Source organism: Mycetohabitans endofungorum, assembly GCF_002927045.1.
Classification (GTDB): Bacteria; Pseudomonadota; Gammaproteobacteria; order Burkholderiales; family Burkholderiaceae; genus Mycetohabitans; species Mycetohabitans endofungorum.
The window spans coordinates 13310-38864 of the sequence record NZ_PRDW01000016.1 but is presented as its reverse complement, the minus strand read 5'-3'; the positions used below and the strand labels follow the sequence as shown (position 1 = coordinate 38864).

Sequence of the window (25555 nt, the reverse complement as noted above, 5' to 3'; positions counted from 1 at the left end):
AGTGCCGGGCCTGACGCGATACCACCGTTCTTTCCAAGCTTCCGCCCTCTGGACACCGATGCCGGCGGCATTCGCTTTGCCGGCGTCATCGGCGGCATGGCGGCACCTACGTCGAAACGCGTGCGACGAGCGGTATTTCAGCGCGCTGTGCGGGTGCTTCTCGTTGTAATGTTCAGACGAAGGGCCAGATTGCGAACGGTGCTCACCGCGTCAGGCTTCGGCATGAACGCAACGTAGTCGCGCTTCATCGTCTTCATGAAGTTTTCTGCCATGCCATTATCCGCAGCTCGCGCCACGTGAGCGCCAAATCAAGGCTCTCGCCAGAGCGTAGCGGCCAGTGTGCATCGAAATCGCTCTTCAGTAGTTTCGCGAAGCGTGCGTTGTAAGCCGAGATGAAGGAGGGCACGTACGCATTGGCTTGTGCCACCGTGCTGCTATCACGCAGCCGCATCTCCTTGACCAGCCGGTCCTGCAGAGTCAAATGCGCGCGTTCGACGCGACCCTTGGCCGAGCTACTGTTCGCGCAGAACGTATCAATGTTCAGCTCGTACATTGCCCGGCCGGCGTGCACACCAACGAGCCGACCGGCTCGGTGAGTGGATTAGGTCAATGCTGACATGACGGCACGCGAACGTAGTAGCGTGCGCCGTCGCCAACAAGCGATCCAACGGCACAACGACCGGACGAAGAACCTGACAAGTTGTACAGCTCTTAGCAGCTGCCGACATTTTGAGGATCGACCGGTGCGGTTTTCGTCGTGGAACGAGGTTCAACCTCAGATTCCGTATAGATTTGCGCAAGCCAAAGACGTCAGAACCAGAGGTTGCAAAATTCGGGCTGGCCATAGATTACACCTTAGCCGCCACACCCTATGTCAAAGCCATTTCAAGATGTCGTAGCGGCAGCCATTTAAAAATGTCGTGTTTTGAGGGTTTGTCTTTAACGAGTTACAGATCACGCCGTGTCGAAGAGCGGATCCTGAACGGGCAGGGCGCTTACGCCTGTTCCACTGTCCCTGGCAAACCGACGGCCAGATTTGCGGAGTTGTTGTTGCGCCTGCCTACGCCCGGCAAGGTCATGACCACGTCCTCAACGTCAGCCTGCGCGAACTCGCGCTGCTTCTTCTTGCCCGGTTGGCGTTTGTTCCGGTTGGTCCGGGTTGAATCGCCCAAGTGCGTTCGAGACGGCGCTTTACCGATCCGGCTGTTGTCACGTTGCGCTTGAATGGCTTGCGCAACTTGCAATACATGGCTCAGGCGCTTGTGCTCGACAACGGCGCCCTGATCGATTTCAGCCAACCGGTCATACTGCCTGCTGGGCAACACACGGCCGTCGGCTCGAAGCTCAATGCGGCCATCCGGATACTCCCACACGTCAATATAGCGGTCGATTAGCTTGCGATTCTCTAGCGTGTCATTCAGCAGGTATATGACGCGGTCGTATTGCACCGTGAGCGACTTCGTTACCTTACGCGGCTCGCGCCATGTGAGCGCCAAATCAAGGCTCTCGTCAGAGCGTAGCGGCCGATGTGCATCGAAATTGCTCTTCGGTGGCTTCGCGAAGCGTGCGTTGTAAGCTGCGATGAAGGAGGGCGCATAAGCATTGGCCTGGGCCACCGTGCTGATGCCGCGAAGCCGCATCTCCTTGACCAACCAGTCCTGCAGAGTCAAATGTGCGCGCTCGACGCGACCTTTAGCCGAACTGCTGTTCGCGCAGAACGTATCGATGTTCAACTCGTACATTGCTCGGCCGAAGTGCGTTACCCGGTTTCCAGTCTTGCCCTGGCTGACATTGCGGAACACGCTTGCCTTGTCGCTGTAGAACGCGCCAGGCTTGCCGTAGCGCTCGATATACACCCGCGTCGCTTCGAAATAACTGAACGTCGATTCCGTCGTCGTGAAGTGCATCAGCCGGCTCGTCGCATCGTCCACGTACACCAGCAGCGTACATGAGGGCGCTCGGTCTTCGAACCACGCGTGCTCGCTGCCGTCAATCTGGATTAGCTCGCCCAGGCACGCGCGCCGTGCCCGCGGTTGGTAAACCTTCGGCGGACGCTGCCGGCGCGGTACCCACAAGCCAGCCTCTGTCATCAGCCGGCGAACCGTCTCCTTAGCCAGTCGAATGCCGTGGCCCAAAATCGTCGTAGCGCTCGCGGATGAGCGTTAGCGTCCGCCGGGCCAGTTCAGCGTCCAGCCGCCGGTTGCCGGGACGGCCACGCTTGCGCGAGGCTAGTCCAGCCGCGCCGCATTCCCGGTACCGGATCACTAGCCGTTCGATCTGCCGTACCGTCAGACCTAGCCGCTCAGCGGCATGCCCGGGCTTGAGCCCCCTATCTACAACAGCCTGTACCACCTTCAGACGGTCCAGTTCTCGCATATTCAATGTCACCAGTGCTGCTCGATGTCGATGCATGGCCGGCTCCGTCATCCCACCAGGAACCAGCAAGCATATCGAGGTCCAAACACGACATTTCTATGAAGCTACTATACCCTAAATATTCGATAATATAGATTATGTAAACTACGCTATCGTCAAGAAACTTAAACTCGCAAAGTATCGCTGCGCGCCTTTCCCTACTCTTCGCTAGAGCGTGTTATGAACCTGTATGAATAAGGTAGAAGATTTTGGGCAGCATCAAGCAGGCAAAGGCGAGGAAATGGAAATCGGCGAGTGTTTGAGGCAGACGTTCATAGTCGCGAGCGAGGCGTCGAAAGCGAGCCGCCCATGCGAAACTGCGTTCGACCACCCAGCGCCTGGGCAACAGCACGAAGCCCTTACGGCGCGTGCGTCGGATTCCGGCGTCCAGTGCAACGTGCGACTATCCAAGATCATGGCAGTGGGTTGGGCCTTGCGCCCATCGCATACGCGCAGCAGTGCCCACAAGTCATGCACAATCGCCTCGAAACAGCCCGCTCGCGCCCAGCGCTGCGTCTGTTGGTAGACCGCTTCCCAGGGGGCAGGTCGTTTGGCAGCATACGTCACGGCGCCCCACTCCTAATCAGACGGAACTGTCCGGATTTTATGGACGAGGCATATCATGAAAGGTGAAAGTCATGGATGTGTACATCCATTTCGTCCAATTGTCTCGGCTAGCGCCGAGCCGCTCAGCCGCGCGTCACGACTTGAGCTTACCCGCCATAAAACTCACGCTCGCAACGTATCGCTGCGCGCCGCTACCCGCTTTCCGCTAGCCTGCTGCACAACTTCGCTGCGCGTGGCGTCTTCTTGACTTATCGCTGAGCTTGCCGATGGAATTTGATCTGAACACCGCTTTAAACGACTCGCCTGCCTACGTCTGCACGTTGGCATCTGTCCCATCATCCACCGCATCATCACCGCCGCCGCAACTGGCCCGCGCCGCGTGGGCAAACCCACGGGTCAAGCAGCCCACCACCTACCAGGACCTGCCGACCGAGGTCATCGCACGCATTGGTGACTACGTGCCTATTCAAGACGTGATACCGTTTTCCACCGTCAATCGACGCACATATCACGCGATGCAGACCAGACGCCTGGTGCACAGCTATTGGCAGCGAGCACAACAAGCCGTGAGTCGTGAATCAGTCAACCAGTTGCTCAATGAAATGGACGGCACGCTCGCCAATCCAGCGCAGCACGCCGAACCCCTGGATGCACTGCGCCAACGGCTGAGAGCGTTGCCTGAAGGAGACCGCGCCGACGTGTTCAAACGTGTATTCGCGGCCGCGCAGCGTATCCCGCAAGACGGCGTGCAGATACAAAAAGCGCTGTTGCTCATGCACCGGGATTTCGCCTATGACCGCGTATGGACTGAACTCTTTGACTTTGCCTACGCGCTGGTCGAGCAGCGTAAGCCAGGACAAGACAATGTGTGGCCGGAACTGGCGCTCGGGTTGTCAAATTTCTCGATCCATACTCCTGACACGCCCCACTTTGCTCAGCGGTATTACGCGCTGCTAGCACGGCTGCCGTCGCTGAGCGTGGCCGAGCAGGAGCAGATCATCCCGACAATGTGCCGCTTATTGCTTAAATTCAGCCAGTCAGACCCGCGCGTCCCCCAACTCCATACGCTCCTGCAAGACTACGCATTACGCCTGCCCCCGCCCCATCAAGGCTCGTCGGCCGGCGCGTTGGGAAGTTACATTTGGTTTTTGCCGGAAGCGGAGCAACCCGTGCGGTATGCGCAAGTGCGCGATTGGGCGCTATCGCTGCCTGATGATCAGTGGGCGGTCGCACTGCGCCATTTACCCGCAGGACTCGATGGGTTGCCCACCAGGCAACAGGAGCAAGAGCTTGCGTTGCTTGAGCGCCATTTGGCGCGCGTGCCCGCGGCGCAGCGTGTTTCAGCAGCATTAGGGCTACTTAGGTGTGTCTCTTTGATGAACGACACGCTGGCACAGCGGGTCTGGCAGCAAGGACTGAGTCTATTGAAGGGTGCGGACGAAGCCACTTTATGGAAAGTACTGAACGAGCTTCGCGTGCATTGGGTACTATCTGAATTAAACAATCGCCAATGGAAGGTGGCGATGAACGAGATCACACGCTTTATGGAAACCAACCAGTTCTCGGCGCCAGCCCAGGCGCGAATCCGGAACGGCATACCATGGTTCAAAAGTGTGCCTGATTAATTGCCCCTTCAGTGGTACCCGTCCAGCTTTGGTACTTTTAATCACAGGCCAGTGTATCGGCGTGCTGCTCAGCGGCGGCAACATGGGCCTGGATCGATACGCCGCGCTGCTGACGCAATAGCGCGGCCGCGCTCAACCATCGCGCGCCAGGGGGCGCGGGCACGGGGTCTGCTTCGCAATGGCGCGACGTCCAACCGCGGACGTCGTTGTCGCGATGGAGGGACCCGCATGTCAGGCTTGTCCGCGCTGGATTTGGCGCGCTTTCAGTTCGCTTTTACGATCTCTTTCCATATTCTCTTTCCCACCATCACGATTGGCCTGGCGAGCTATCTGGCCGTGCTCGAGGGATGCTGGCTGCGCACGCGCAACGTCGTCTACCGCGACCTGTATCAATTCTGGATCAAGATCTTTGCCGTCAACTTCGGCATGGGCGTGGTATCGGGCATCGTCATGGCCTATCAGTTTGGCACCAACTGGGCGGGTTTTTCGCGCTTTGCCGGCGGCGTAACCGGCCCGCTGCTTGCCTACGAGGTACTGACCGCGTTCTTCCTCGAGGCGGGATTCCTCGGCGTCATGCTGTTCGGGTGGAACAAGGTCGGACCGGGATTGCATTTCCTGTCAACCATCATGGTCGCCGTCGGGACGCTAATTTCAACGACATGGATCCTGGCCTCAAACAGCTGGATGCAAACTCCGCAGGGGTATCAGATCATCGACGGGCGTGTCGTGCCAATCCACTGGTTGCAGGTCATCGCCAATCCATCGTTCCCGTACCGCCTCGTGCACATGAGCCTGGCCGCGTTTCTGGCCACCGCGTTGTTCGTGGCTGCATCGGCCGCCTGGCACCTGCTACGTGGCCACGACAATGCGGCAATCCGCAAGATGCTATCGATGGCGATGGGCATGATATTGGTCGTCGCACCGATCCAGGCCGTAGTGGGCGACGCACACGGACTCAACACGCTGGAACATCAACCAGCCAAGCTTGCTGCCATCGAAGGCCACTGGGAGAACCATGGAAATGAAGCCGTGCCGCTGATCGTCTTCGGCTGGCCCGACATGCAACGCGAGCAGACCCGTTATGCGCTCGAGATCCCACACTTGGGCAGCCTGATCCTGACGCATAGCTGGAACAAGCAATTCCAGGGCTTGAAGGCGTTTCCCCCAGACGAGCGGCCGAATTCGACCGTGGTGTTCTGGACCTTTCGTACGATGGTCGGCCTCGGACTGTTGATGATTGCGCTGGGCGCATGGAGCCTGTTCTTGCGCCGCCGCGCACGTCTATACCATTGCCGGGCATTCCTGCGCTGCACGCTGGTGATGGGGCCGGCCGGTCTAGCCGCCGTGCTCGCAGGCTGGCTGACCACAGAAATCGGTCGGCAGCCTTGGGTCGTGTATGGTCTGCTGCGAACCGCCGATGCGGTGACGCCACATCCGACGCCGGAAATACTGCTGTCGGTGGTGCTGTTCGTCGTGTCATATTTATTCGTCTTCGGGGCTGGGTTGGCTTATATCCTGCGGCTGATCCGTCAGGGGCCCCAGCTGCAACCCGATACCGGGCCGCCCACGGGCGGCCCGGGACGGCCGCACACCCCGGCGCGACCGCTGTCTGCCGCGCACGAGGATGAGCATCGAACGGCCACGATAGGCGACGTCGGGAGATAAAAAAGACGATGGGTTTTGACATTTCACTGGTCTGGGCCGTGATCATCTTTGCCGGCGTGATGATGTATGTCGTGACTGACGGCTTCGATCTCGGTATCGGCCTGCTCTTTCCTTTCGTGCCGAACCGCGCGGAGCGTGACTTGATGATGAACAGCGTCGCGCCGGTTTGGGACGGCAATGAAACCTGGCTGGTGCTCGGCGGTGCCGGGCTGCTGGCCGCGTTTCCACGAGCCTATGCGATTTTACTGAGCGCGTTGTATCTGCCGCTGATCTTCATGCTACTCGGCTTGATCTTTCGCGGCGTGGCGTTCGAGTTCCGTTTCAAGGCCAACGATCGCGAGCGCCCCATCTGGGACATCGCATTCGTGGCCGGCTCGTTGCTCGCGTCGTTCTTCCAGGGCGTAGCGCTGGGCGCGTATATCGACGGCGTGAAGGTCAACGGCGATGCGTTCGCTGGCGGCGCCCTCGATTGGGTCAAGCCGTTTGCACTCTTTTGCGGACTTGGCGTGGTCGCGATCTATGCGCTGCTGGGCGCGACATGGCTGATCATGAAAACCGAACATACGTTGCAACGCACGATGATCGGCATGGCGCGGCGGCTCGCATGGCTCGTGCTCGCCGCGATCACGATTGTCAGCATCTGGACGCCAATCGCTCATCCCCACATCGCACAGCGCTGGTTTACCCTGCCTAACCTGCTTTGGTTCTGCCCCGTCCCATTGCTGGTGCTGCTTTCCGTTTATGCTCTCCGACGCTCGTTGAGCCACACGCCACACGCCGGTCCGTTCCTGTGCGCGCTGGCGCTGATGTTCCTAGGCTACACCGGGCTGGCAATCAGCATCTGGCCGAACATCGTGCCACCGTCGCTATCAATATGGGACGCGGCCGGTCCGTTGCAGAGCCAGGGCTTTACACTGCTCGGCACGCTGTTCATCATCCCGTTCATCCTCGGCTACACGACGTGGTCGTACTATGTGTTCCGAGGCAAGGTACACCCCGGCGAGCACTACCATTGATGCCAAAATCCCGTCGAAACCGCATGCCGGCTTGGATTACGCGATTGGCTTGGCTGGTCGCACTATGGACGGCCGGCGTCACCGTGCTGGCCACCGTCGCTGGTGCATTGCGCATCGCGATGCACGCAGCCGGGTTGTCCTCCTGAGCCGGCCAACATCCGCACACGCCGCCACCTCTGTGCATAATTGCAAACGAAATACCAACAGACATGTGTAGTGGTTGACAGCACAATGCAGCTCGTGCGGTCGCCATCTGGCAACCTTGAATCGCGCCTGTCCTGTCAACGCATCAAACTGTTCGACGTGCCGAATCCGGACCGCACGCAATGGGGGGACATGACGACGCAGGTCGTCATTCTGCTCGGTGACGCTCGTGGCGCGTGACGCCGCCGCAGTGCCATTGACGGCACTGGCAGCCGAGGCAAGGACGGCCGCCGCTACGAGGTAGGCGTGCTGCACGCCGACGCTGATGAACATCCTGGACTACCTGGACCTGCCCAGCAGCGGCCCGTGCCAGGTGTGGGACCACGATGTTCGGGCTGGCCGCCGCCGCGCTGGCCGGCGTAGTCCATTGGCGCGGCGGACAGCGACGCGCGCAGGCCGCGTGAAGCGGCCGGCGCGTTAGGCGCGCTCCTCGAGCAAGTCGGCCATGTCGTCGGCGTGCTCTTCCTCCACCGCCAGGATTTCCTCGAAGATGCGGCGCGTGGTCGGGTCCTTGTCGCCAATGTACTTGACGATCTCGCGGTAAGTATCAATCGCGATGCGCTCCGCGACCAGGTTTTCTCGAATCATCTCGGTCAGCGTCTCGCCTTCCACATACTCGGAGTGCGCGCGGCTGGCCAGCCCGGCTGGCGCAAAATCGGGCGACCCGCCCAACTGCACGATGCGCTGCGCAAGCTGATCCGCATGCTGCTGCTCCTCGGCTGCATGCTGCGCAAACTCGTCGGCCACCGCTTCCGAGTTGATCCCTTTTGCCATGAAATAGTGCCGCTTATAGCGCAGCGTGCAGACCAATTCCGTGGCCAGCGCGTCATTGAGCAGCTTTAGGATCGTGTCGCGATCCGCGCTGTAGGTCGACGTCACGGGACCCTCGTCCATGTGCTGGCGAGCGCGCTCACGGATTGTCTCTAAGTCGAGTCTAAAAGTGTCTGTCATCGCAACCTCCATAAATAACCGTCATGTCCTTGTCACGCCGATCAGCAACCTGACGACGAACACGACAGCGAAACATAAAACAAGATTTTTGCGCGGTCTGCGCGCCGCGCATGGCCGCGCATGACGCGCCCGCCGTTAGCGTGTGGCGGCTAGGTGATCTTCTTCGCGACAAAAACGCCGATCAGCAGGCACACCACGCACAGCGCGACGAAGACGAAGAACAGGAACTTCGCAATCGCGGCCGCGCCCGTGGCAATGCCGCTGAATCCAAGCAGTCCCGCGATGATGGCGACAATCGCAAAAAATAGCGCCCACTTCAACATGATCGCGACCTCCATAGCAAGTGCCGGAATTCGGCAACGAGCGCAATTAAAGCAAACACCATGCCAAAATTGTTGCTCGCTACCCCGGCAACGCCCTGTCTGACAACACATTGTCCTCTCGAAATCAAGGGCTTAGAGCCGTTTACCGAACGGTGGCACGACGCACTAGTTGTAAGGTACGCAGACAAGCGGAGGCCGCTACTTTCTTTCATACAATGAGTAAGACTTACTCCGTTTAGAGTAAGGCCTACCCTAATTTACTGAAACTGAAACCGCTGGAGTTGGGTGGCGCGACCTTGAAAAATCACGTGGCCCTGAGACCCCGTCCCACGTTATGGAGGGCAAACGTCACGGACAGCGGCGTCAACATTACGAACGGCGGTTGCCAAACGCCCCTGAACCGGTGTATCTTGACCCTGCTACGCGGGGGTCCTGCTTGCGCACCATTGTCAAGCGGGTGAGAAACACCCTTTGAACCTGATCTGGGTAATGCCAGCGCAGGGAAGCGTCCGGGGTCGATCAACGATGGTCACCGCATCCGCCCCGCTCCACCGCTTCTCCGGTCTCCCGTGTTCCGCTGCCCTTGCCCACAGGAGACATTCAATGGTTGCCAACCCAAATTTTCTGTCCGAGTCCGCACGCGTGGACGATGCCGCGGTCACGCCGCTGCCGAATTCCCGCAAAATCTATGTGACCGGCTCTCGGTCCGACCTGCGGGTTCCGATGCGCGAAATCAGCCAGGCCGACACGCCGACCGGCTTCGGTGGCGAGAAAAACCCGCCGATCACGGTCTATGACACGTCCGGCCCGTATACTGATCCCGACGCCAGCATCGACATCCGTGCCGGCCTGCCCGCGCTGCGTGATGCCTGGATCGAAGAGCGCGGCGACACCGAGCGGCTGCAAGGGCTCTCGAGCCAGTACGGCCAGGCCCGCGCGGCCGACCCGAACACCGCGCAACTACGCTTCCCAGGGCTACATCGTGCGCCGCGGCGAGCCAAGGCCGGCACCAACGTGACCCAAATGCACTACGCGCGCCGCGGCATCATCACGCCGGAAATGGAGTTCATTGCGATCCGCGAAAACCAGCGTCGTCATGAGTACCTGGAGAGTCTGCGCGCCAGCGGGCCACAGGGCGCCAAGCTGGCCGAGCTGATCGGCCGGCAGCACCGTGGCAACGCATTCGGCGCGACGGCATTCGGTGGCACTCAGGCCCGCGAAATCACGCCCGAATTCGTGCGCGACGAAGTCGCGCGCGGTCGCGCGATCATTCCGGCCAACATCAATCATCCCGAATCTGAGCCGATGATCATCGGCCGCAACTTCCTGGTGAAGATCAACGCAAACATCGGCAACTCCGCTGTCACGTCATCGATTGGCGAGGAAGTCGACAAGATGACGTGGGCGATCCGCTGGGGCGGCGATACCGTGATGGACTTGTCCACCGGCAAGAACATCCACGAGACGCGCGAGTGGATTATCCGCAACAGCCCAGTGCCGATCGGTACCGTGCCGATCTATCAGGCGCTGGAGAAAGTCCACGGCAAGGCGGAGGAACTAACCTGGGAAATCTTCCGCGACACGCTGATTGAGCAGGCCGAACAAGGCGTCGACTACTTCACGATTCATGCCGGCGTGCTGCTGCGCTATGTACCGATGACTGCGAGCCGCATGACGGGGATTGTCTCGCGCGGCGGTTCGATCATGGCCAAGTGGTGTCTTGCCCATCACCGCGAAAGCTTCCTGTACGAACATTTCGAAGATATCTGCGAGATCATGAAGGCATACGACGTGAGCTTCTCGCTGGGCGACGGGTTGCGGCCAGGCTCGGTCTACGATGCAAACGACGAGGCGCAGCTCGCCGAACTCAAGACGCTGGGCGAGTTGACGCAGATTGCATGGAAGCACGATGTGCAGACGATGATCGAAGGCCCGGGGCACGTGCCGATGCAGTTGATCAAGGAAAACATGGACTTGCAGCTGGAGTGGTGCAACGAAGCGCCGTTCTATACGCTCGGGCCGTTGACCACCGACATCGCACCGGGATACGACCATATCACCTCGGGCATCGGCGCGGCGATGATCGGCTGGTTCGGCACCGCGATGCTGTGCTACGTGACGCCGAAGGAACACCTGGGGTTGCCGAACAAAGACGATGTCAAGGAAGGCATCATCACGTACAAGCTTGCCGCGCACGCCGCCGACCTTGCGAAGGGGCACCCCGGCGCGCAGATGCGTGACAACGCGTTGTCGAAGGCCCGCTTCGAGTTCCGTTGGGAGGATCAGTTCAACCTCGGACTCGACCCGGACAAGGCGCGCGAATTCCACGACGAGACACTGCCGAAGGATTCCGCAAAGGTTGCCCACTTCTGCTCGATGTGCGGTCCGCATTTCTGTTCGATGAAGATCACGCAGGACGTGCGCGAGTTTGCCGAGAAGCAAGGTGTTGGCGAAGTGGAGGCGCTGCGCAAGGGCATGGAAGTCAAGGCGATCGAGTTCAAGCAGTCGGGCGCCGAGATCTACCAGAAACAGTAAAGCAAAATTTGCTTACAAAAGCGACGAATCGCCTACAAAGCCGTAACGTCTTGAAACGTATCGATCGCATACTATCGAATCAGGTCGGCAATCAACACAACGAGGAGTCACGATCATGAATTCGGTCAAGCGTATCGGCGCCGCGGCGCTCGTCGCCGCACTGCTGACGAGCCTGGCGGCGTGCGACGGAATGACCACGCGCCAGCGCAACACCACGATCGGCGCGGGCGTGGGCGGCGTCGCCGGCGCGGCAATCGGCGGCAACGCACTGTCGACGCTGGGCGGCGCAGCCGTCGGCGGCATCATCGGCAACCAGGTCGGCAAGTAAGGCTTCGTCGCGCGACATTCGACCACGCCACGATCGCACAGGCTGGCCGCACCCTTCTCCACGCTACGGGCCACGCGGATCCATTGCCTCGCCCCAGGGCAAAACCACTCAGCCATAAGCGAAGTGCCGCAATAACGATTGGAGCGCCATTCCCAGCGCGGCCGCCATGGCTTAGAGTGATAGGCGTTCTTTCTGATCCTGCCTATGACAGCCCGTAACCTTCTCAATTTGCTTGTGCTTGCCGCACTATGGGGTGCCTCGTTTCTGTTCATTCGGATCGGGGTGGCCGAATTCGGCGTCGCACCGCTGATGGCACTACGCGTCTCGATCGGCGCGGTGTTCCTGGTCACGCTGCTAGTGGCACAAAAGGGATTAGCCAGCGCGTGGTATGACGCGCGCCGCAAATGGTGGCCATTGTTCGTCGTTGGCATATTGAATTCGGCCGCGCCATTTTGCTTGTTTGCTTACGCCGAACTCACGTTGTCGGCCGGATTGACTTCGGTGATTAACGCGACGACGCCATTGTGGGGCGCCCTGGTCGCATTCGTTTGGCTCGGTGACCGGCTCAGCGGCATGCGCACCACCGGGCTCGCGCTCGGCTTTGCGGGCGTGGTATTGCTGGTCTGGGATCAGATTACGGCACCGGTAGGCGCAAGCGGCACGCCGGTACCGGCGGCTGCCACCACGCTCGCTGCGGGCGCGGCACTCGGTGCCACGGCCCTATACGGCGTGGCGGCGAACTACACCAAACAATATCTGTCCGGGGTGGACTCGTTGACCGTGGCGTGCGGCAGCATGGTCGGCGCGTCCATCGCCTTGTTACCGCTGGCCGCGTGGCGCTGGCCTGCCGCCCCGGTCTCGACGCATGCGTGGCTCGCGGTGCTGGCGCTCGGTGTCGCGTGCACGGGTATCGCATACAGGCTCTACTTCCATTTGCTGGCCACGGCCGGGCCGGCCCGCGCAATGACGGTAACGTTCGTGATACCGGTGTTCGGTATTTTGTGGGGCGCGCTGTTCCTCGCGGAATCCGTGTCGATGCGGATGATCGAGGGATGCGGGGTCGTGCTGATCGGCACCGCGCTTGCCGCCGGCCTCATCAAGCGGTTACGCATGCAGGAATCGTAACGCCTGGCGCTGGCTTGCCACTGGGCCGCTCAATACGGCAAGCTGCGCCCAGTATTCCAGCCGGTCATGTCGATTACGCATACGCGTATCATCGGCTATGAGGCCCTGGTGCGCTGCAACGTCGGCGCCGACGAAATCACCTTGGACGTGTTACTGGTGCGGGCGATCCGGACCAGCATCCATGATGCTATATCGGCTGAACTGGCCGGTACGGGCAGACACTGAACCATGCACAAGCTCATCGTTCCCGACCACGAAATCACCATGACGGCAGTGCGAGCGCAAGGCGCAGGTGGGCAAAACGTCAATAAGGTATCCAGTGCGATCCACTTACGGTTTTCGATTCGCTCTTCGTCGCTGCCCGAGATTGTCAAGATGCGCTTGCTCGCGCTGAACGATAATCGCATTACGCGCGACGGGGTCATCGTCATCAAGGCGCAGTCCTATCGGACACAGGAGTTGAACCGTGCCGAGGCACTCGCACGCCTGCACGAGCTGATCGAACGCGCCAGTCTCCCCCGTCGGCCCCGCCGGGCAACCCGGCCGACGCTGGCGTCGCGGATGCGCAGGCTCGACAAGAAGGCGCGTCGTGGCCAAATCAAGGCCGGCAGACGGCCAGTGACCGACTAGGTTCGACAGGCTCACGACTTTACCGTGACGAGGCGGTTTCGCGCTGTGCACGCGCCGCCGCGTACCGTAACCGCGCCGACAGTCCGGTATCGCGGCGGGTCGGCGTGCCAATGGACTGTGCCAGCACCGCATGCGTGCCGATAATCGCGATTTGAGCCCGCGCACGGGTCACAGCCGTGTAAATCAACTCCCGCGACAAAGCCCGGCTGAACGTAGGCGGCAACACCAACGCAGCCCGTTCGAATTCCGAACCCTGTGACTTGTGGACCGTGAGCGCGAATGCCGTATCGTGCGACGGCAGCATCGCGGGCGACACACTCCGGCGCTGTTCAGCACCCTGTTCGAAGACCACCCGCAGCGCGCCATCGCCAGCCGGCAGCGCGATGCCGATGTCGCCATTGAACAGGCCGAGCGCATAGTCGTTGCGCGTGACGATGACCGGACGGCCGGCAAACCACCGGGCGGCCGACGCGAGCGGCAAGCGGGCGACCCGACGCAGTTCAGCACTGACCCACTCGTTCAACGCATCGACGCCGTGTGGGCCGGCGCGAACCGCGCACAGCACACGGAATGCGTTGAGCGCGTCGAACAGCGCACCGGCCTGCGGCTCGCGCCGCTGCAACATCCCAGCCAGCAGATCGGCATAGCGTGCGAAACCCCGCGCGATATATTCGCGTGCCGTGTGTCCGAGTGCCGGTCCGCTATCATTGATGAAGTATGCGGGCGCGCGATCGTCTGCCGTCTCGAGTACGCCGAGCGCGTCCGCAGGCGAACCGTCGCGGATTGCACTGGACAGCTGTCCAATCGGAGAGTCAAGACCGAACCGATAGTTGGTCTGCAACCACACGACGCAATTGGCGAGCGCGGCGGGCTGTGCACCGTCGGCCGCGCGCGCCGTGTCTTTCGGCGCTGGCTCGATAATACCCGCCCCATCCGCCGGATTGTCGTCGGCGAACAGATCGCGCTGTGCAGGCGCCGAGGGCGGCGTCGGCGTGTCAGGCGGCGCGGATGCGGCAAGCTGCGCCGGGGTAGCAGTCCGGGCCTGGGTAGCAGGCTGCATCGGGGCAACAGCCTGCGTCGGCAGGAAACACCGCGAGTCACCGGAAGGCAATGCAATGGGCGGCACGTCCGCGATACCGGGATCCAGTATCGCAGTCCGCCGATCCAATGGGTTTTGTTTATCGGCCGACACGCCAAGCGTATCGAACAACGCACGATAACTCGCCCCGTCCGGTAACAGATCAGTGTGTTCGCGTTGGGGCAGGCCGCCGCGAACATACCCGGCAAGCGCGTTGCGCAATGTGTTGGCCGTACAGCCAAGCGCCTGCGCGATGCGCTCGGCGCGCTGGCCGACATAGCACAGATGCGCACTCAGTTCGGCGAACACCGCTCCCGCGTCGACCGCGGCCAATTGGTCCTTGTCACCCAGCAGGATCAACCGAGCACGCGGTGCAACGGCGTCCACCAACCGGCTTGCCAACGCGACGTCGATCATCGAAGCCTCGTCGACGACGATAACATCGTACGGCAAAGGATTACGCCGATGGTGGCGAAAGCCCCTGTCCGGTGTGCTGCCCAGCAACCGATGCAGCGTATACGATGCGGTCGGCAGCCTGGCGGCGATATTGTGAGCCAACCGGTCGGTGCGGGACGCCAATGCCTCCAGCATGCGCTGTGCCGCCTTACCGGTAGGCGCCGCCAGCGCGATGCGCAAGTCCGGCTTGGCATCGAGCAAACAGGCCAGCACGCCGACGACCGTGGTCGTCTTACCCGTGCCCGGCCCACCACTAACAATCGTCAGCTGCCCGGACAAGGCGACAGCCGCCGCGACGCGCTGCCAGTCGAGGCCGCTGCCGTTCGCCTCGCCGAAATAGCGGGACAGTACGTTACGCCACCGCTGCGCGTCATCGGACGACACATCGTCAAATTCCGCCTGTGCGCGTGCGCTCAGTGCATTGGCAAGCCCACGCTCGAATTCGTAATAGCGTGCGAGATAGAGTCGGTCATCGGTGTCGATCACCAGCGGCAAACGGGGCGCCGGCTCGTCGTCATCGATGCACGTGGCAACGCCGCTTGCAAGCAGTGACGCGCGGACTGTGTCGGGCGGCTGCCCGAGTTGCCGCGCGAGCGCTGCCAGCTCGATGCAGACATGTCCGTTCGCAGTCGCCGCGCTGACCATTGCGGCGGCGGCCGCAGCGACGCGTGCATCGCTGGCGGCTGCCCCCAAGCGCTGCGCAAGCGCGCCGATCCGGCGCGAGAACCCCTGAGCCAGCATGATGTCAGTCATCACTGCCCTCCACCGAAGCCGAGCATGGTCCGCGCCCACTGAAATCAAGCATGGCCACCTCCCGCTGAAAACAGTGAGTCGAACGCCTCGACGACGGCGCGCGTCGGCCTGAATCGTTCGATGCCGGCACCAGGCCAATCCGGACGCACGCCTCGTAAGAATAGGTACAGGCTTGCGCCAAAATGGGTGTCATAGTCGTAATCCGGCAGTCGCGCCTGCAAATATCGGTGCAGCGCAATCGTGTAGATCAACGCCTGCAGCCGGTATGCATGGGCGTCCATCACGGCCGATAGCGCGTGCGCGCGATACGCGTGCGGCGAGTTGCCGAGATAGTTCGATTTCCAGTCGATAATCCAGAATTGGCCGCGGAACTCGACCACGGCATCGATGAACCCCTTCAGATAGCCGTGCAATACGCCATCGTCGAGAGCCACGCCAGCGATGCCGTGCTCCTCAAGCATTGTCGCAAGCCGGCGCATGTCGAGCGACGCAACCGGGAAGACAAATTCGAGCTCGGTCAACCGACGCGACGGATCCAGCTCGCCGAGCATGAAGTCCGCTTCGAGCGGAGTATGCGCAAGATCCCGCAACAGGCGCATCATCATGGCACTGAGCCGTTCCGTGCTCAATTCGCGCGAATTCACCGGCTGCTCGGTCAGCGCCCGCGCGATGGCAGTCGGCCAGCTGGAAGGATCGCGCAGATCGGCAAGCTCCAGCAGCCGGTGCAGACAGTCGCCTGCGGCCGGCCCCCGGGGAAAACGCAGGATGTCGTCGTCACGCAGCCCGGTCAACGCGCTGTCCGGCATCGGTTCAGGCTCTGATGCAATCGCCTGTGCATCGACCTGAGCGACATCGTCGTCGTGATCGGGTCGCGCGTGCAACACATCGTCGATACCCGGTAATGGCCGCTGTCTCGCCGAGGCGAGCGAGCTGAAACTCGCGGTCCGCCAGGCATCGAAGAGACGGCGCGCCGGCACGCGTGGGCGCACATCTACGTGCGATGCATCGGGTGGAGGCAACGGATCACGCCGGGCCACGGTCGGCAGCGGCACAACGGCGATGCCATCCTCGTCACCCGGCAACGCGCGCCAGCATGCCGCCAACGCGGCAGCTTCAGGGGGTTCATCCAACCATGCGTCGAAATGCGACGACCCACCAGCAACGAGCCAGTTCAGCACACTTTGGCGCGCCTCCTTCGTCGATGCATGGGCGCCGCTCGTGTAGATCCCCGCAACGAGATAGCACCGATACACTGCACGCGTGAGCGCAACATAGATCAGGCGTGCACGCTCGGCCGCCTGTTCACGCATCACGCCTCGATCGATGCGCTGCGCGTCGTCGCCGTCGCAGCCAAAATGCAGCACGGCAAGTCCATCATCACGATGGTACTCGCGCGCCACCGACAATGCAGTGGACGGGGGCCCTGCACGCAATGCACCGTTGGTCAGGAACGGGCAGAACACCACGGGGTATTCGAGTCCCTTGGACTTGTGGACCGTCACAATCTGGACCAGGTCCCGGTCTGATTCGAGCCGCAATTGCGTCTCGTCGCCGATGCCGGGATCCGCGCGTTGCGCGCGCAGCCAGCACAGGGTTGGCGCGATACCAGGGTGTTCGCTGTCACGAGCCTGAATCAGTTCGGCCAGGTGATTCACGTCGGTCAGCCGGCGTTCACCGTCGTCTGCACTCGCCAGGCGCTGCGCAATGCACAGTTCGCGCATCACGATGCGCCACATCGGCGCAAAGCCGCGCTCGTGCCAAAGCAACCGATAGCCCGCAAACCGCTCCACCCACGATGCCGAATCCAGGTCCGATGGCACCGGCTCGCATCGGCCAGCCGCGGCAGCGGCTGGTTCACCTTGCTCGATGACCCACAATGCCGCCGCGTCCAAGCCAATCCAGTCCGTGGCCAATGCCGCCCGCAAGCGTCGCAAGTCACCCGGCGTGTCGATTGCCAGCAAGACGCGTTCGAATTGTTCCGCGTCGATCGACGCGAACACCGAGGCTTGAGCAAGTTCCACGCTGCCTATACCCCATCCGCGCAATACCCGTTTCATCAACATACCCTGCCGATGCGTCTGCACGAGCACGGCGATATTGGCCGGGGCGAGCGGCTCGGCGCCGATCGTCGCATCGCCTGCTCGCGCGTCGCGCATGAGCCGTGCGACCTCTGCCGCACACGCCTCGGCGGCTGCGCGCTCGGCATCCCGCTTGCTCAGCGGCGCGTGGTCTGGCAGCCACCATACTCTCAGAGCCGCCCCACTGCCATCGGTTGCGCCGAGCGGATCGTGCCGGTCGGCAAATGTCGGTCGCGTCCTCATGCCGGCGCGCACCGGGTGATAGTCGAGTCCGTCGAGCACAAAAGCGCGCGGGTTGGCACCGAACAAGCGGTTGCACGCAGCGATCAGCGCGGGATCGGACCGTTGATTGACGGCCAACGTGTAGCGGGCGCTGGCATGAGCACGCGCGTCCAGGTACGTGTGCAAATCGGCAGCGCGAAAACTGTAAATCGCCTGCTTCGGGTCGCCAACGAGAAACAAAGGGCCATTCGGCGCAAAAATCTGGTTAAAAATGGCGAACTGCAGTGGATCCGTGTCCTGGAATTCATCGATCAGCGCTGCGGGATAGCGCTCACGCAACGCATCGGCAAGCCAACGGTGCGCATGCAGCGCATGATGCAAATTGGCTAGCAGGTCACCAAACGACATGACCCGCGCGGTGCGCTTGCGTTCGGCAACGCCCGGCGGCCCAACACGCAGCCACTCGCGCACCAGCGCGAACCAACGACGCAGATGCATCGCCTGCTCTTTACGGAACGCAGCAACCAACGCATCCGCGCAGTCGAAGAACGGGTGTGCCGGCGGCTGGCATTTGGCCTTGGTGGCAGCGGTCAGTGAGGACGAAGTCAACTTCAGCGCGTCCTTCGGAATCGGCGCATAGCGGTCGCCGCGCACAAAAAAGCGCTCCCACGCCGCCAGCGCGGCTTGCACCTGAGACGGCTTGTGCGTGCGCTTGTTCAACTGGGTGGCACAGTTGACGAGCCGCTGCGCGATCTGCTCTCGCTCTTCGCGCCATAAGTTGCCGGCGCGGCCAAAATGATCGATCGTCGTGTCAACCGTCGCATCACACGCTGGGTCGGTCCATACGAGTTCGGCCAACGGCTTTTTTAGACGTTGCGCGAGCAGCGCCTGTAGCACCGCGGGCCCGGCGCCTTGCGAAACGAGCCAGTGCGCGAATCCCGGCGTGCGCGCCGCTTCCGGTTCGACGCGCTCGCGCCAAAACTGCGCGGCGACATCGAAGCGCAGCGCAGTGTCGTCGGCTTCGGTCTCGAGCGCGAACGGCATCGCAGCCGCAAACGGCGCTTCTTGCAGCGCACGTTGGCAAAACGCATGAATCGTATGGATCGCGGCCTGATCGAAACCATGCAACGCGCGCCGGATCCGTTTCAGCGCGCGCAGCGTGGCCGTTTCCGGCGCCTCGCCATCGACGATCCGCCCGATTAGCCCGGTCACGAACGGGTCGTCCAGCGCGGCGCCATGCGTGAGCGCCTGCTCGAGCTGCATCAGGCGCGCTCGGATTCGCTCGTGCAGTTCCGCGGTGGCCGCTTTCGTAAAGGTCACGACCAGGATCTGGTCCGCTTGTAAGTCCTTTTCGAGCAACAGACGGAGATAGAGCGCACAGATATTCCAAGTCTTGCCGGTGCCGGCGGAGGCCTCGATCTGCGTCACGCCATCGAGCGCGCACGCGAAGACGTCGAGTTCAAGCACGTCGGAAGTCATCAGGCGTCCTCCGCCGGCTGCAGGTGCGCGAGCAGCGGTTCGAACACCGTCCTGGCAATGGCGACAAAGGTGTCGTCCAGTGTCATCGGCGTGCCGCGCAACGCGAGCTGAATCGCCGGATCGTCTAGCTCGCCGCCCGTACGTTCGTTCGACCACGCGTTGCGGGCGGCAGACTCGCTTTGCGACACGAGTAACCAGGCGCTTTTTGGAAAAAAACGCAACGGTGCGCGTAACCCGGCCCGATACAGCGCAAGCAACTCGCCCAGGTACGCGTGCGGTTCCCGTGGCGTCGTGAGCACGAAGCGCTCATCGTCGCCGATCCACAGCGTCTGACGAGATGCTTGCGGACTTGCGGCACACCAGCACAGATGGCGCAGCCACACATCGAGGTAATCACGAGCGGTCGGCCTGGCATAGCGGTAGAGTACCAATGTGTTACCCGTCACACCGTCCAGCACGCCAGTCAACACCGTCGGCAACAGCACCGTCCCGCGCCACGCCGGCACCCGATCCAGCAACGCCGATACGGACCCGAGCCGTTCAGGCCAGCGCGGGGCAACGCGGATCGAGAATTCGACAGGTTCGAGTCCAGTGCCGACCTGCCCCCGGATGTGCTCGGCCAGCTTGCTCAACGCCACCACCTCACGCTCGTGTATCGCGCGTCCGGTCGCACCTCCCGGCAATTCGGGGATCGCACGCGCGATTTCATGGGCCCGCTCGGCGTACGCCGATGACTCCACCAGCAACGGCAACAGGCGCCCGGCAAGCGCATCGCGCCCCGCATAGTCGAACTCATACGGCTCGGTGTCGGGCAGTGGGGCCTGCGCGCGATGCAGCACGATGCCCAGTCGTTCGCGCAGCAGCGCGCGTTGCGGGTGGCGCCAGAATCGCGCCAATTCGTCCAACTCGATCGTCTCACGCATATCGGGGGGCAACGCGTCACCAAAAAACGGCGGTATGGCGTCCGCCTCCATCCGCCGTGTCGGATCGGCAAGCGCTGCGGCCACTTGCGCGCGATCTGCGTCGTAGGTCAACAAAGGCCCTTGCATCGTAAAATACGACAGCGCGAACGGCTGCAACGGATGTTCCGTGACAAAGCTGCGCCGCGCCAGTGCAATTTCGTCGAGGCTTGCCCCTTCGCCCGCCTTCAACGACGCGAGGTGATCAAGCAGCTCGGTCACCAGCGCCGATGGCGGCAGCTCGGCGTTGTCGCAGATATTGCGGCCGGTATAGCTAAGCAGCACGGTATCGCGCGCCGCCAACATGAGGTCTAGGAACAGGTTGCGCTCGTCATCGCGACGTTGCCGGTCACCGGGTTGCGCAAACGAGGCCATCAGGTCGAACTCATCCGCACGCGTGAGCGTGGGCAACATGCCATTGTCAATGCCAGCCACGCAGACGACACGGAACGGCACGCCACGCAGGCTGGATAGCGGCGATACGGTCACCGCGCCAGACGGGACCCCGCCGCGCGCAGGATCGTCGAGCACGGACAATAAAGCCGTACGCAACACCGCCGCGGGCAACGGTGTATGTGGCGCGCCTGCTTCGATTTGCACGAACAGCGCATCGAGCGCGTCGCGCAGCCCGCTCAATGAATCAGCATCCGGGCCGCGGGCATCAAAGAACTGCTCGAGCGCGCCGAGCAGAACATTACGCCACTGCGCAACCGTATGCGGTGTCGCGCACGCGAGCGCGAATGCATCGAGCTCGTCGACGAATTGCGCCAGCCGCCCGAGCAGCATGGCGTCGGCGCCGGCGGATGCCGCCACCGGCAACCAATCACCGACAGGCAGAGCGTCGTCCGGCATCGCGTAGCCAAGAAACAACCGCGTCAAGGCGTCAGCAAACGTATGGCGAGCGCGGGGCGCGTCAAGATCCCGCTGCTCACGCGGCGCGAACGAACGGCGCGCGCCGGCGTGCGCCAACCACCGTTGCACGGTGTCCAGCGCCACCGGATCGATGTCATAGCGCGCCGCAATCGCATCCACGCGCAGCCATTCGACCAGCGCGGACGCGCTGACGTCGCGCTCCGTCAGGGCCAGCCAGTCCAGCATCGTACGCGCGAGCGGATTGGCTTGGGACGGCGGCAAGCCGGTGACGCGATACGGGATGCGGCGCGGGTCGCCCGGCGACACCGCGCCGAACACCGCGTCCACGATCGGCGCGGCGGCAATCAGGTCGGGCACCGCGATCAGTACGTCGGCCGGCGTCAAACTCGGATCCGCATCGAATTCGGCCAGCAGCCGGTCATGGAGCACCTCGAACTGCCGCGTCAGGCTGTGGCAGACGTGAACCTCGATGCCGTCGCGCGCAGGCGGTGGCGATGGCGACACCGGATGCTCGAGCGACAGGATTGCATTTTGTACGACGGCGAGCCAGCTGCACGCCGGGGCCTCGACGAATTCGCTGCTCTCGCCCGCCACCGCACCCTCGGTATGCTCATGAAGCAACGCGAGTTGCGCTTGCGTCTGTCGCCCCCACTCGGCCAGCAGCGGGTGCCCGACCGTCTGGTAGTCGAGTTGCCCCGCCGCATCCAACGCGTCGGCGCGCCGTTGCGTGACGATGTCGAACCAGTACTCGCGGCATGGATTGAGTGCATAGATCCGCACATCGATCCAGCGCGACAACTCGCGCAGCAATTGCACATGCAGTGGTGGCATCGTCGGCAACGCGAACACGCTGACCTGCGCCGGCCAGTCCGCGCGCGCGACATCGTCCAGATCCAATTGCGATGCGATCGACAGAAACCGATACGCGGGCGGCGACACCCGTTCGAGCGCACCGGCACCGGCATCGCGTCCGCCGGCCAGTTCGTTCAGCACGTCGCGCCACAATTGTGCTTGCCAAGCCTCGTCGGCACGCTGTATCGGCGTCGCGCCGGCAAGCCGTTGCGCGCCATCCGACTGGCGGCGCGGCGCGAAAATCGACTCGCCTGCCAACCACTGGGCAAGCCAATGTGGACGATACGTCAGATAATGATCGAAAACGGAGGCGATGCGACGCGCCAGATCGAACATCATCGCAGAATCCGCCGCCGCCAGGTAGGCGTCCAGTCGCGTCAAGGGCGCCTGGCCATCGCCATCGCGCACCGTGCCGCGCTGCGCGAGCAGCCGGTAAAGCCGCCATACGAGCCGCTCCGGCGCGAACGGCGATTCGCGCGGCACGTCGATTGCGTCGACGCGCGCGATCTGTGCCCATAACCACTGCGCAAGATAGCAGAATTCGACATTCGCGCACAGGCCGAACCGGTCGGCGTAGTCCAATTCGAGCCGTCGGCGTACCGCGACATTCGGCACGATGATCGGCTGCGGCCGCCACAGATCGCCGCCGATACGCTCAAGGTCGCCCAACAGCGCCGCGGCAAGCGTCTCGTAGCGGTTCGAGTAAAACAGTTCAAGCATGAAGCGGCGGATGAAAATCGCGACGCGCGACGGCCACGTGGGCGCCCCGTCGTCAGTGAAAGACCCAAGCATAACAAAGCGCCCGCCGCACGCGAACCCGGCCGTTCGACCTATTGTGTATGACGGACCCGCGGCGTTACGCTGTCCTGGTACGTTATCGGGCTGTGGGCCGGAAGCTTAGCCGCCGGCACGCACGAACATGACTTTCGGCTGCTGCAAAAAACATCGGCGAAGTGCGCTAGACTCCCAGCATTGCGTGCCCGCCAAAGCGTCGATGCGATATTCGATCGAAATCAAGAAATTTCTATACAGTCAGTATTTCTACGGTGGGCTTCGGATCGCGACCGGCATCTCGTTGCCGGCAGTGGTATTGCTCGTCGTCTTTCACAATCGGGAGCTTGGCTTCACGATTTCGACCGGCGCACTGGGCGCATGTGTGGTCGACATGCCCGGGCCCCTGAAATACAAGCACAACGAGATGCTCGCGTGCAGCGTGATCGGGTTCTTTTCGGCGCTGGCCACCGGCATCGCGACCGCTCACCCGCTATCGCTGTGGCTGACGGTCGTACCGTTGACTTTCGTGCTGTCGTTGATCGTCGTCTACGGGAACAAGTGGCCGCAGATCAGCTTCGCGACGCTGTTCATGATGGTGGTGACGCTGGAGGAGCGCTTCACGCCACTCCAGGCACTGGCCAATGCCGGCTGGATCCTGGCCGGCGGAATCTGGTACACGTACTGGTCGACGTTCGTGTCACGCTGGCAGACCCACCGGATCGAGCAACAGGCGATCGCCGAAAGTGTGTTCACGTGCGCCGACTACCTGCGCGCGCGCGCCCGTTTCTACGATCCGGCGCATGATCTGGATGAGTGCAATAGGCAACTGGTCGACAAGCAGGTGCTGGCCGTGGACCGGCAAGAGGCGGCGCGCGACATCGTACTGCGTAACCTGCCGAAGCTGCGCAGCGGGCAACTCGATGCACACCGCACGATGTTGTTCAACCTGTTCATCAATACGGTCGACCTGCACGAGCTGTTCGTCGGTGCGCACGTCGATCACGCGATGATCCGCGCGACCTTCGGCGGCTCGGACTTGATGGTATTCTTTCGCGACCTGATCGAGAAGGCCGCGACCGACCTGGAGGACATCGGGCTAGCCGTGCTGCAGGATCGCCCGTCGGCACAGCGAATCAACGCGAAGGCGGAACTGCGCGCGATCGAGTACGAGATCGAGCTGATGCGCAAAAAGGCATTGCCCACCACCAATCCGGAGGCGTACTCGGCGATCGTGTCGGCATTCCGGCGCGTCTGGAGCGCACAGCGGCTGATCGAGCGCATGCACCGCAACACGCGCGTGGATATCAGCACGCAAGACACGGAGATGCGGATCGATCAGGCGCTGTCGCGCTTCCTATCGAGCCGGCGCGTGCCGTGGCTGCAGATCTTCTCGAATCTAACCATGTCCTCGCCCAGCTTTCGGCACGCGTTGCGCGTCACCGCTGCGGTGGCGATCGGCTTGTGGCTCGGCCGCCTGCTGCCGCTCACGAACGCGTACTGGATTGTGATGACGACCATCATCATCTTGAAGCCTGGCTACTCGCTCACCAAACAACGCAATACGCAGCGGATCACCGGTACCACGATCGGCTGCGCGGCGAGCATCGCGCTGATTCTGTTCGTGAAGGAACCGCCGCTGCTGTTGGCCGTCATGTTCGCCAGCATGGTGATGAGCTACAGCCTGCTGCTGTTCAACTACACGGCCAGCGTCGTATTTACGTCGTCATATGTCCTGTTGATGTTCCACATGCTGGCACCTGGTAGCCTGCGCATCATCGGCGAACGCGCGATTGATACAGCGCTAGGCTGCGCGATTGCGATCGCCGCAAGCCACCTGTTTCCCTACTGGGAATATCGGCTGATAGGCAAACTCGTCAACGGCTTGCTCAGCGCAACCCGGCAATATCTGGAAATCTGTTGGTATGCAGGCAAATCGGGGACCGCGGCCGGCGGCGTAACAGACAAGCCCAAGCCGCCCACTCCGGATCCGGCCGCGCCGGCGGACAAGAAGGGCACGGGCAAGAAGGCCAGTGCGCTGGTTTCCAGCGCAACCGCACAACCGACGCCGGCGGCCAGCGCCGCCGCGTCGGCGATCGACAGCGACATTCGATACCGGCTCGCGCGTAAGAATGTGCATATTGCATTCGCCAACGTCGGGCAGGCGTTGCAGCGCATGTTGCTCGAACCGAAGTCCGCGCAACGTTATGTCGCCGAGTTGAACGACCTGTTGGTGCGCGTGCACGCGTTGACGGCACAGATCACCGCGTCCGCGCCGCTGATGATGACGCTGTCACAGTCGCCGGCCCGCACGGCCGGGATCGTGGGCGCCACTGGATGGGGCACCCAGCCCGTACCGGTCGTCGATGCACAAGCGCTTGCGCCACTGCGCAAGGCGCTGGGCATCGTCCATGACAATCTGGTGCAGGCCGAAGCGGGCGTCGCACCGCCCCCCGAGCAAACGAGCATCGTCAAGCAGTTGAATCATGAGCTGGACCAAATGGTCGTCGACGCGGAACGCACGCGCAGCGAATCGTCCGACGTGGCACAAGAGCTCAAGGGGCTGGCATACCAGTGTAAGCAGATGGTGGGCGCATCGTTTCTAATCCGCAAGGATGCAAGCGTCATCAAGCTGCCGACATAGGACTCG

17 protein-coding genes, 4 pseudogenes and 1 riboswitch are annotated in these 25555 nt (G+C 62.2%); of the genes and pseudogenes, 11 read left to right on the top strand and 10 right to left on the bottom strand.

Annotated elements, in window-relative coordinates; translation table 11 throughout:
- Positions 1-108 precede the first annotated feature (108 nt).
- The 4 pseudogenes from B0O95_RS15660 to B0O95_RS17295 form a co-directional block, all read right to left on the bottom strand.
- A pseudogene (locus tag B0O95_RS15660) lies at positions 109-281 on the bottom strand (integrase core domain-containing protein); the annotation flags it as partial.
- Positions 281-562, bottom strand: a pseudogene (locus B0O95_RS13485) (ISNCY family transposase); the annotation flags it as partial. The pseudogenes B0O95_RS15660 and B0O95_RS13485, both read right to left, overlap by 1 nt.
- Positions 563-995: 433 nt before the next feature.
- A pseudogene (locus B0O95_RS13480) lies at positions 996-2376 on the bottom strand (ISNCY family transposase).
- Between the two features lie 217 nt (positions 2377-2593).
- Positions 2594-3002: pseudogene (locus B0O95_RS17295) on the bottom strand (transposase); the annotation flags it as partial.
- 246 nt (positions 3003-3248) lie between these two features.
- On the opposite strand from B0O95_RS17295, the gene B0O95_RS13470 reads away from it, so the two are divergent.
- Positions 3249-4607 carry a hypothetical protein gene (locus B0O95_RS13470; RefSeq protein ID WP_104078344.1) on the top strand — a complete coding sequence of 453 codons (1359 nt, stop codon included), beginning with the start codon at positions 3249-3251 and terminating at the stop codon, positions 4605-4607.
- A 37-nt stretch (positions 4608-4644) separates the two neighbouring features.
- On the opposite strand, the gene B0O95_RS16955 is transcribed toward B0O95_RS13470, so the two are convergent.
- Positions 4645-4770, bottom strand: a complete 126-nt coding sequence (locus B0O95_RS16955) for a hypothetical protein (protein ID WP_255779254.1) — start codon at positions 4768-4770, stop codon at positions 4645-4647.
- Between the two features lie 65 nt (positions 4771-4835).
- Between B0O95_RS16955 and B0O95_RS13465 the strand changes: the two genes are divergently transcribed.
- The 4 genes from B0O95_RS13465 to B0O95_RS15920 all read left to right on the top strand — a co-directional run bounded on the left by B0O95_RS13465 (position 4836) and on the right by B0O95_RS15920 (position 7672).
- Entirely contained in the window at positions 4836-6272 is a 1437-nt protein-coding gene (locus tag B0O95_RS13465; RefSeq protein ID WP_104078343.1) for a cytochrome ubiquinol oxidase subunit I, read from the top strand.
- An 8-nt stretch (positions 6273-6280) separates the two neighbouring features.
- Positions 6281-7288 (top strand): cytochrome d ubiquinol oxidase subunit II, encoded by a 1008-nt coding sequence (cydB, locus tag B0O95_RS13460; protein ID WP_104078342.1) that lies wholly within the window; start codon positions 6281-6283, stop codon positions 7286-7288.
- A 23-nt stretch (positions 7289-7311) separates the two neighbouring features.
- Entirely contained in the window at positions 7312-7434 is a 123-nt protein-coding gene (locus tag B0O95_RS13455) for a DUF2474 family protein (RefSeq protein WP_199180523.1), read from the top strand.
- Positions 7435-7519: 85 nt separating this feature from the next.
- Positions 7520-7672 (top strand): hypothetical protein, encoded by a 153-nt coding sequence (locus B0O95_RS15920; protein WP_158249498.1) that lies wholly within the window; start codon positions 7520-7522, stop codon positions 7670-7672.
- A gap of 237 nt (positions 7673-7909) precedes the next feature.
- Here the strand turns inward: B0O95_RS15920 and B0O95_RS13450 are convergent, their stop codons facing one another.
- Together B0O95_RS13450 and B0O95_RS13445 are read right to left on the bottom strand one after the other, a co-directional pair.
- Complete coding sequence (locus tag B0O95_RS13450; protein WP_233203373.1) at positions 7910-8443, bottom strand: ferritin-like domain-containing protein; 534 nt, start codon at positions 8441-8443, stop codon at positions 7910-7912.
- A 149-nt stretch (positions 8444-8592) separates the two neighbouring features.
- On the bottom strand, positions 8593-8766 hold the full coding sequence (locus B0O95_RS13445) for a DUF1328 domain-containing protein (protein WP_104078351.1): 174 nt from the start codon (positions 8764-8766) through the stop codon (positions 8593-8595).
- 415 nt (positions 8767-9181) lie between these two features.
- Positions 9182-9288, top strand: a riboswitch (TPP riboswitch).
- Positions 9289-9369: 81 nt separating this feature from the next.
- Between B0O95_RS13445 and thiC the strand changes: the two genes are divergently transcribed.
- The 5 genes from thiC (at position 9370) to arfB (ending at position 13384) form a co-directional block, all read left to right on the top strand.
- The gene (gene thiC / locus B0O95_RS13440; RefSeq protein ID WP_104078340.1) at positions 9370-11301 is read left to right on the top strand and encodes a phosphomethylpyrimidine synthase ThiC; all 1932 of its coding nucleotides are present in this window, start codon (positions 9370-9372) and stop codon (positions 11299-11301) included.
- A 115-nt stretch (positions 11302-11416) separates the two neighbouring features.
- Positions 11417-11629 carry a glycine zipper 2TM domain-containing protein gene (locus B0O95_RS13435; protein WP_104078339.1) on the top strand — a complete coding sequence of 71 codons (213 nt, stop codon included), beginning with the start codon at positions 11417-11419 and terminating at the stop codon, positions 11627-11629.
- A gap of 204 nt (positions 11630-11833) precedes the next feature.
- Entirely contained in the window at positions 11834-12754 is a 921-nt protein-coding gene (locus B0O95_RS13430) for a DMT family transporter (protein WP_104078338.1), read from the top strand.
- Positions 12755-12820: 66 nt separating this feature from the next.
- Positions 12821-12979, top strand: coding sequence for a hypothetical protein (locus tag B0O95_RS15655; protein WP_146064082.1), 159 nt, complete (start codon positions 12821-12823; stop codon positions 12977-12979).
- A 3-nt stretch (positions 12980-12982) separates the two neighbouring features.
- Complete coding sequence (gene arfB, locus B0O95_RS13425) at positions 12983-13384, top strand: alternative ribosome rescue aminoacyl-tRNA hydrolase ArfB (RefSeq protein WP_104078337.1); 402 nt, start codon at positions 12983-12985, stop codon at positions 13382-13384.
- 19 nt (positions 13385-13403) lie between these two features.
- On the opposite strand, the gene B0O95_RS13420 is transcribed toward arfB, so the two are convergent.
- Genes B0O95_RS13420 through recC form a run of 3 tightly spaced genes read right to left on the bottom strand, consistent with a single transcriptional unit; the run spans position 13404 to position 22854 of the window.
- A complete protein-coding gene (locus B0O95_RS13420; protein ID WP_233203372.1) occupies positions 13404-15671 on the bottom strand; it encodes an AAA family ATPase in 2268 nt (755 codons plus the stop codon).
- A 44-nt stretch (positions 15672-15715) separates the two neighbouring features.
- A complete protein-coding gene (gene recB / locus B0O95_RS13415; RefSeq protein WP_104078336.1) occupies positions 15716-19450 on the bottom strand; it encodes an exodeoxyribonuclease V subunit beta in 3735 nt (1244 codons plus the stop codon).
- Positions 19450-22854, bottom strand: coding sequence for an exodeoxyribonuclease V subunit gamma (gene recC / locus B0O95_RS13410; protein ID WP_104078350.1), 3405 nt, complete (start codon positions 22852-22854; stop codon positions 19450-19452). Before recC ends, recB begins: the two co-directional genes overlap by 1 nt.
- A gap of 274 nt (positions 22855-23128) precedes the next feature.
- Here recC and B0O95_RS13405 point away from each other — a divergent pair, with 274 nt between their 5' ends.
- The gene (locus B0O95_RS13405) at positions 23129-25549 is read left to right on the top strand and encodes an FUSC family protein (RefSeq protein ID WP_104078335.1); all 2421 of its coding nucleotides are present in this window, start codon (positions 23129-23131) and stop codon (positions 25547-25549) included.
- The last annotated feature ends 6 nt before the right edge of the window (positions 25550-25555 follow it).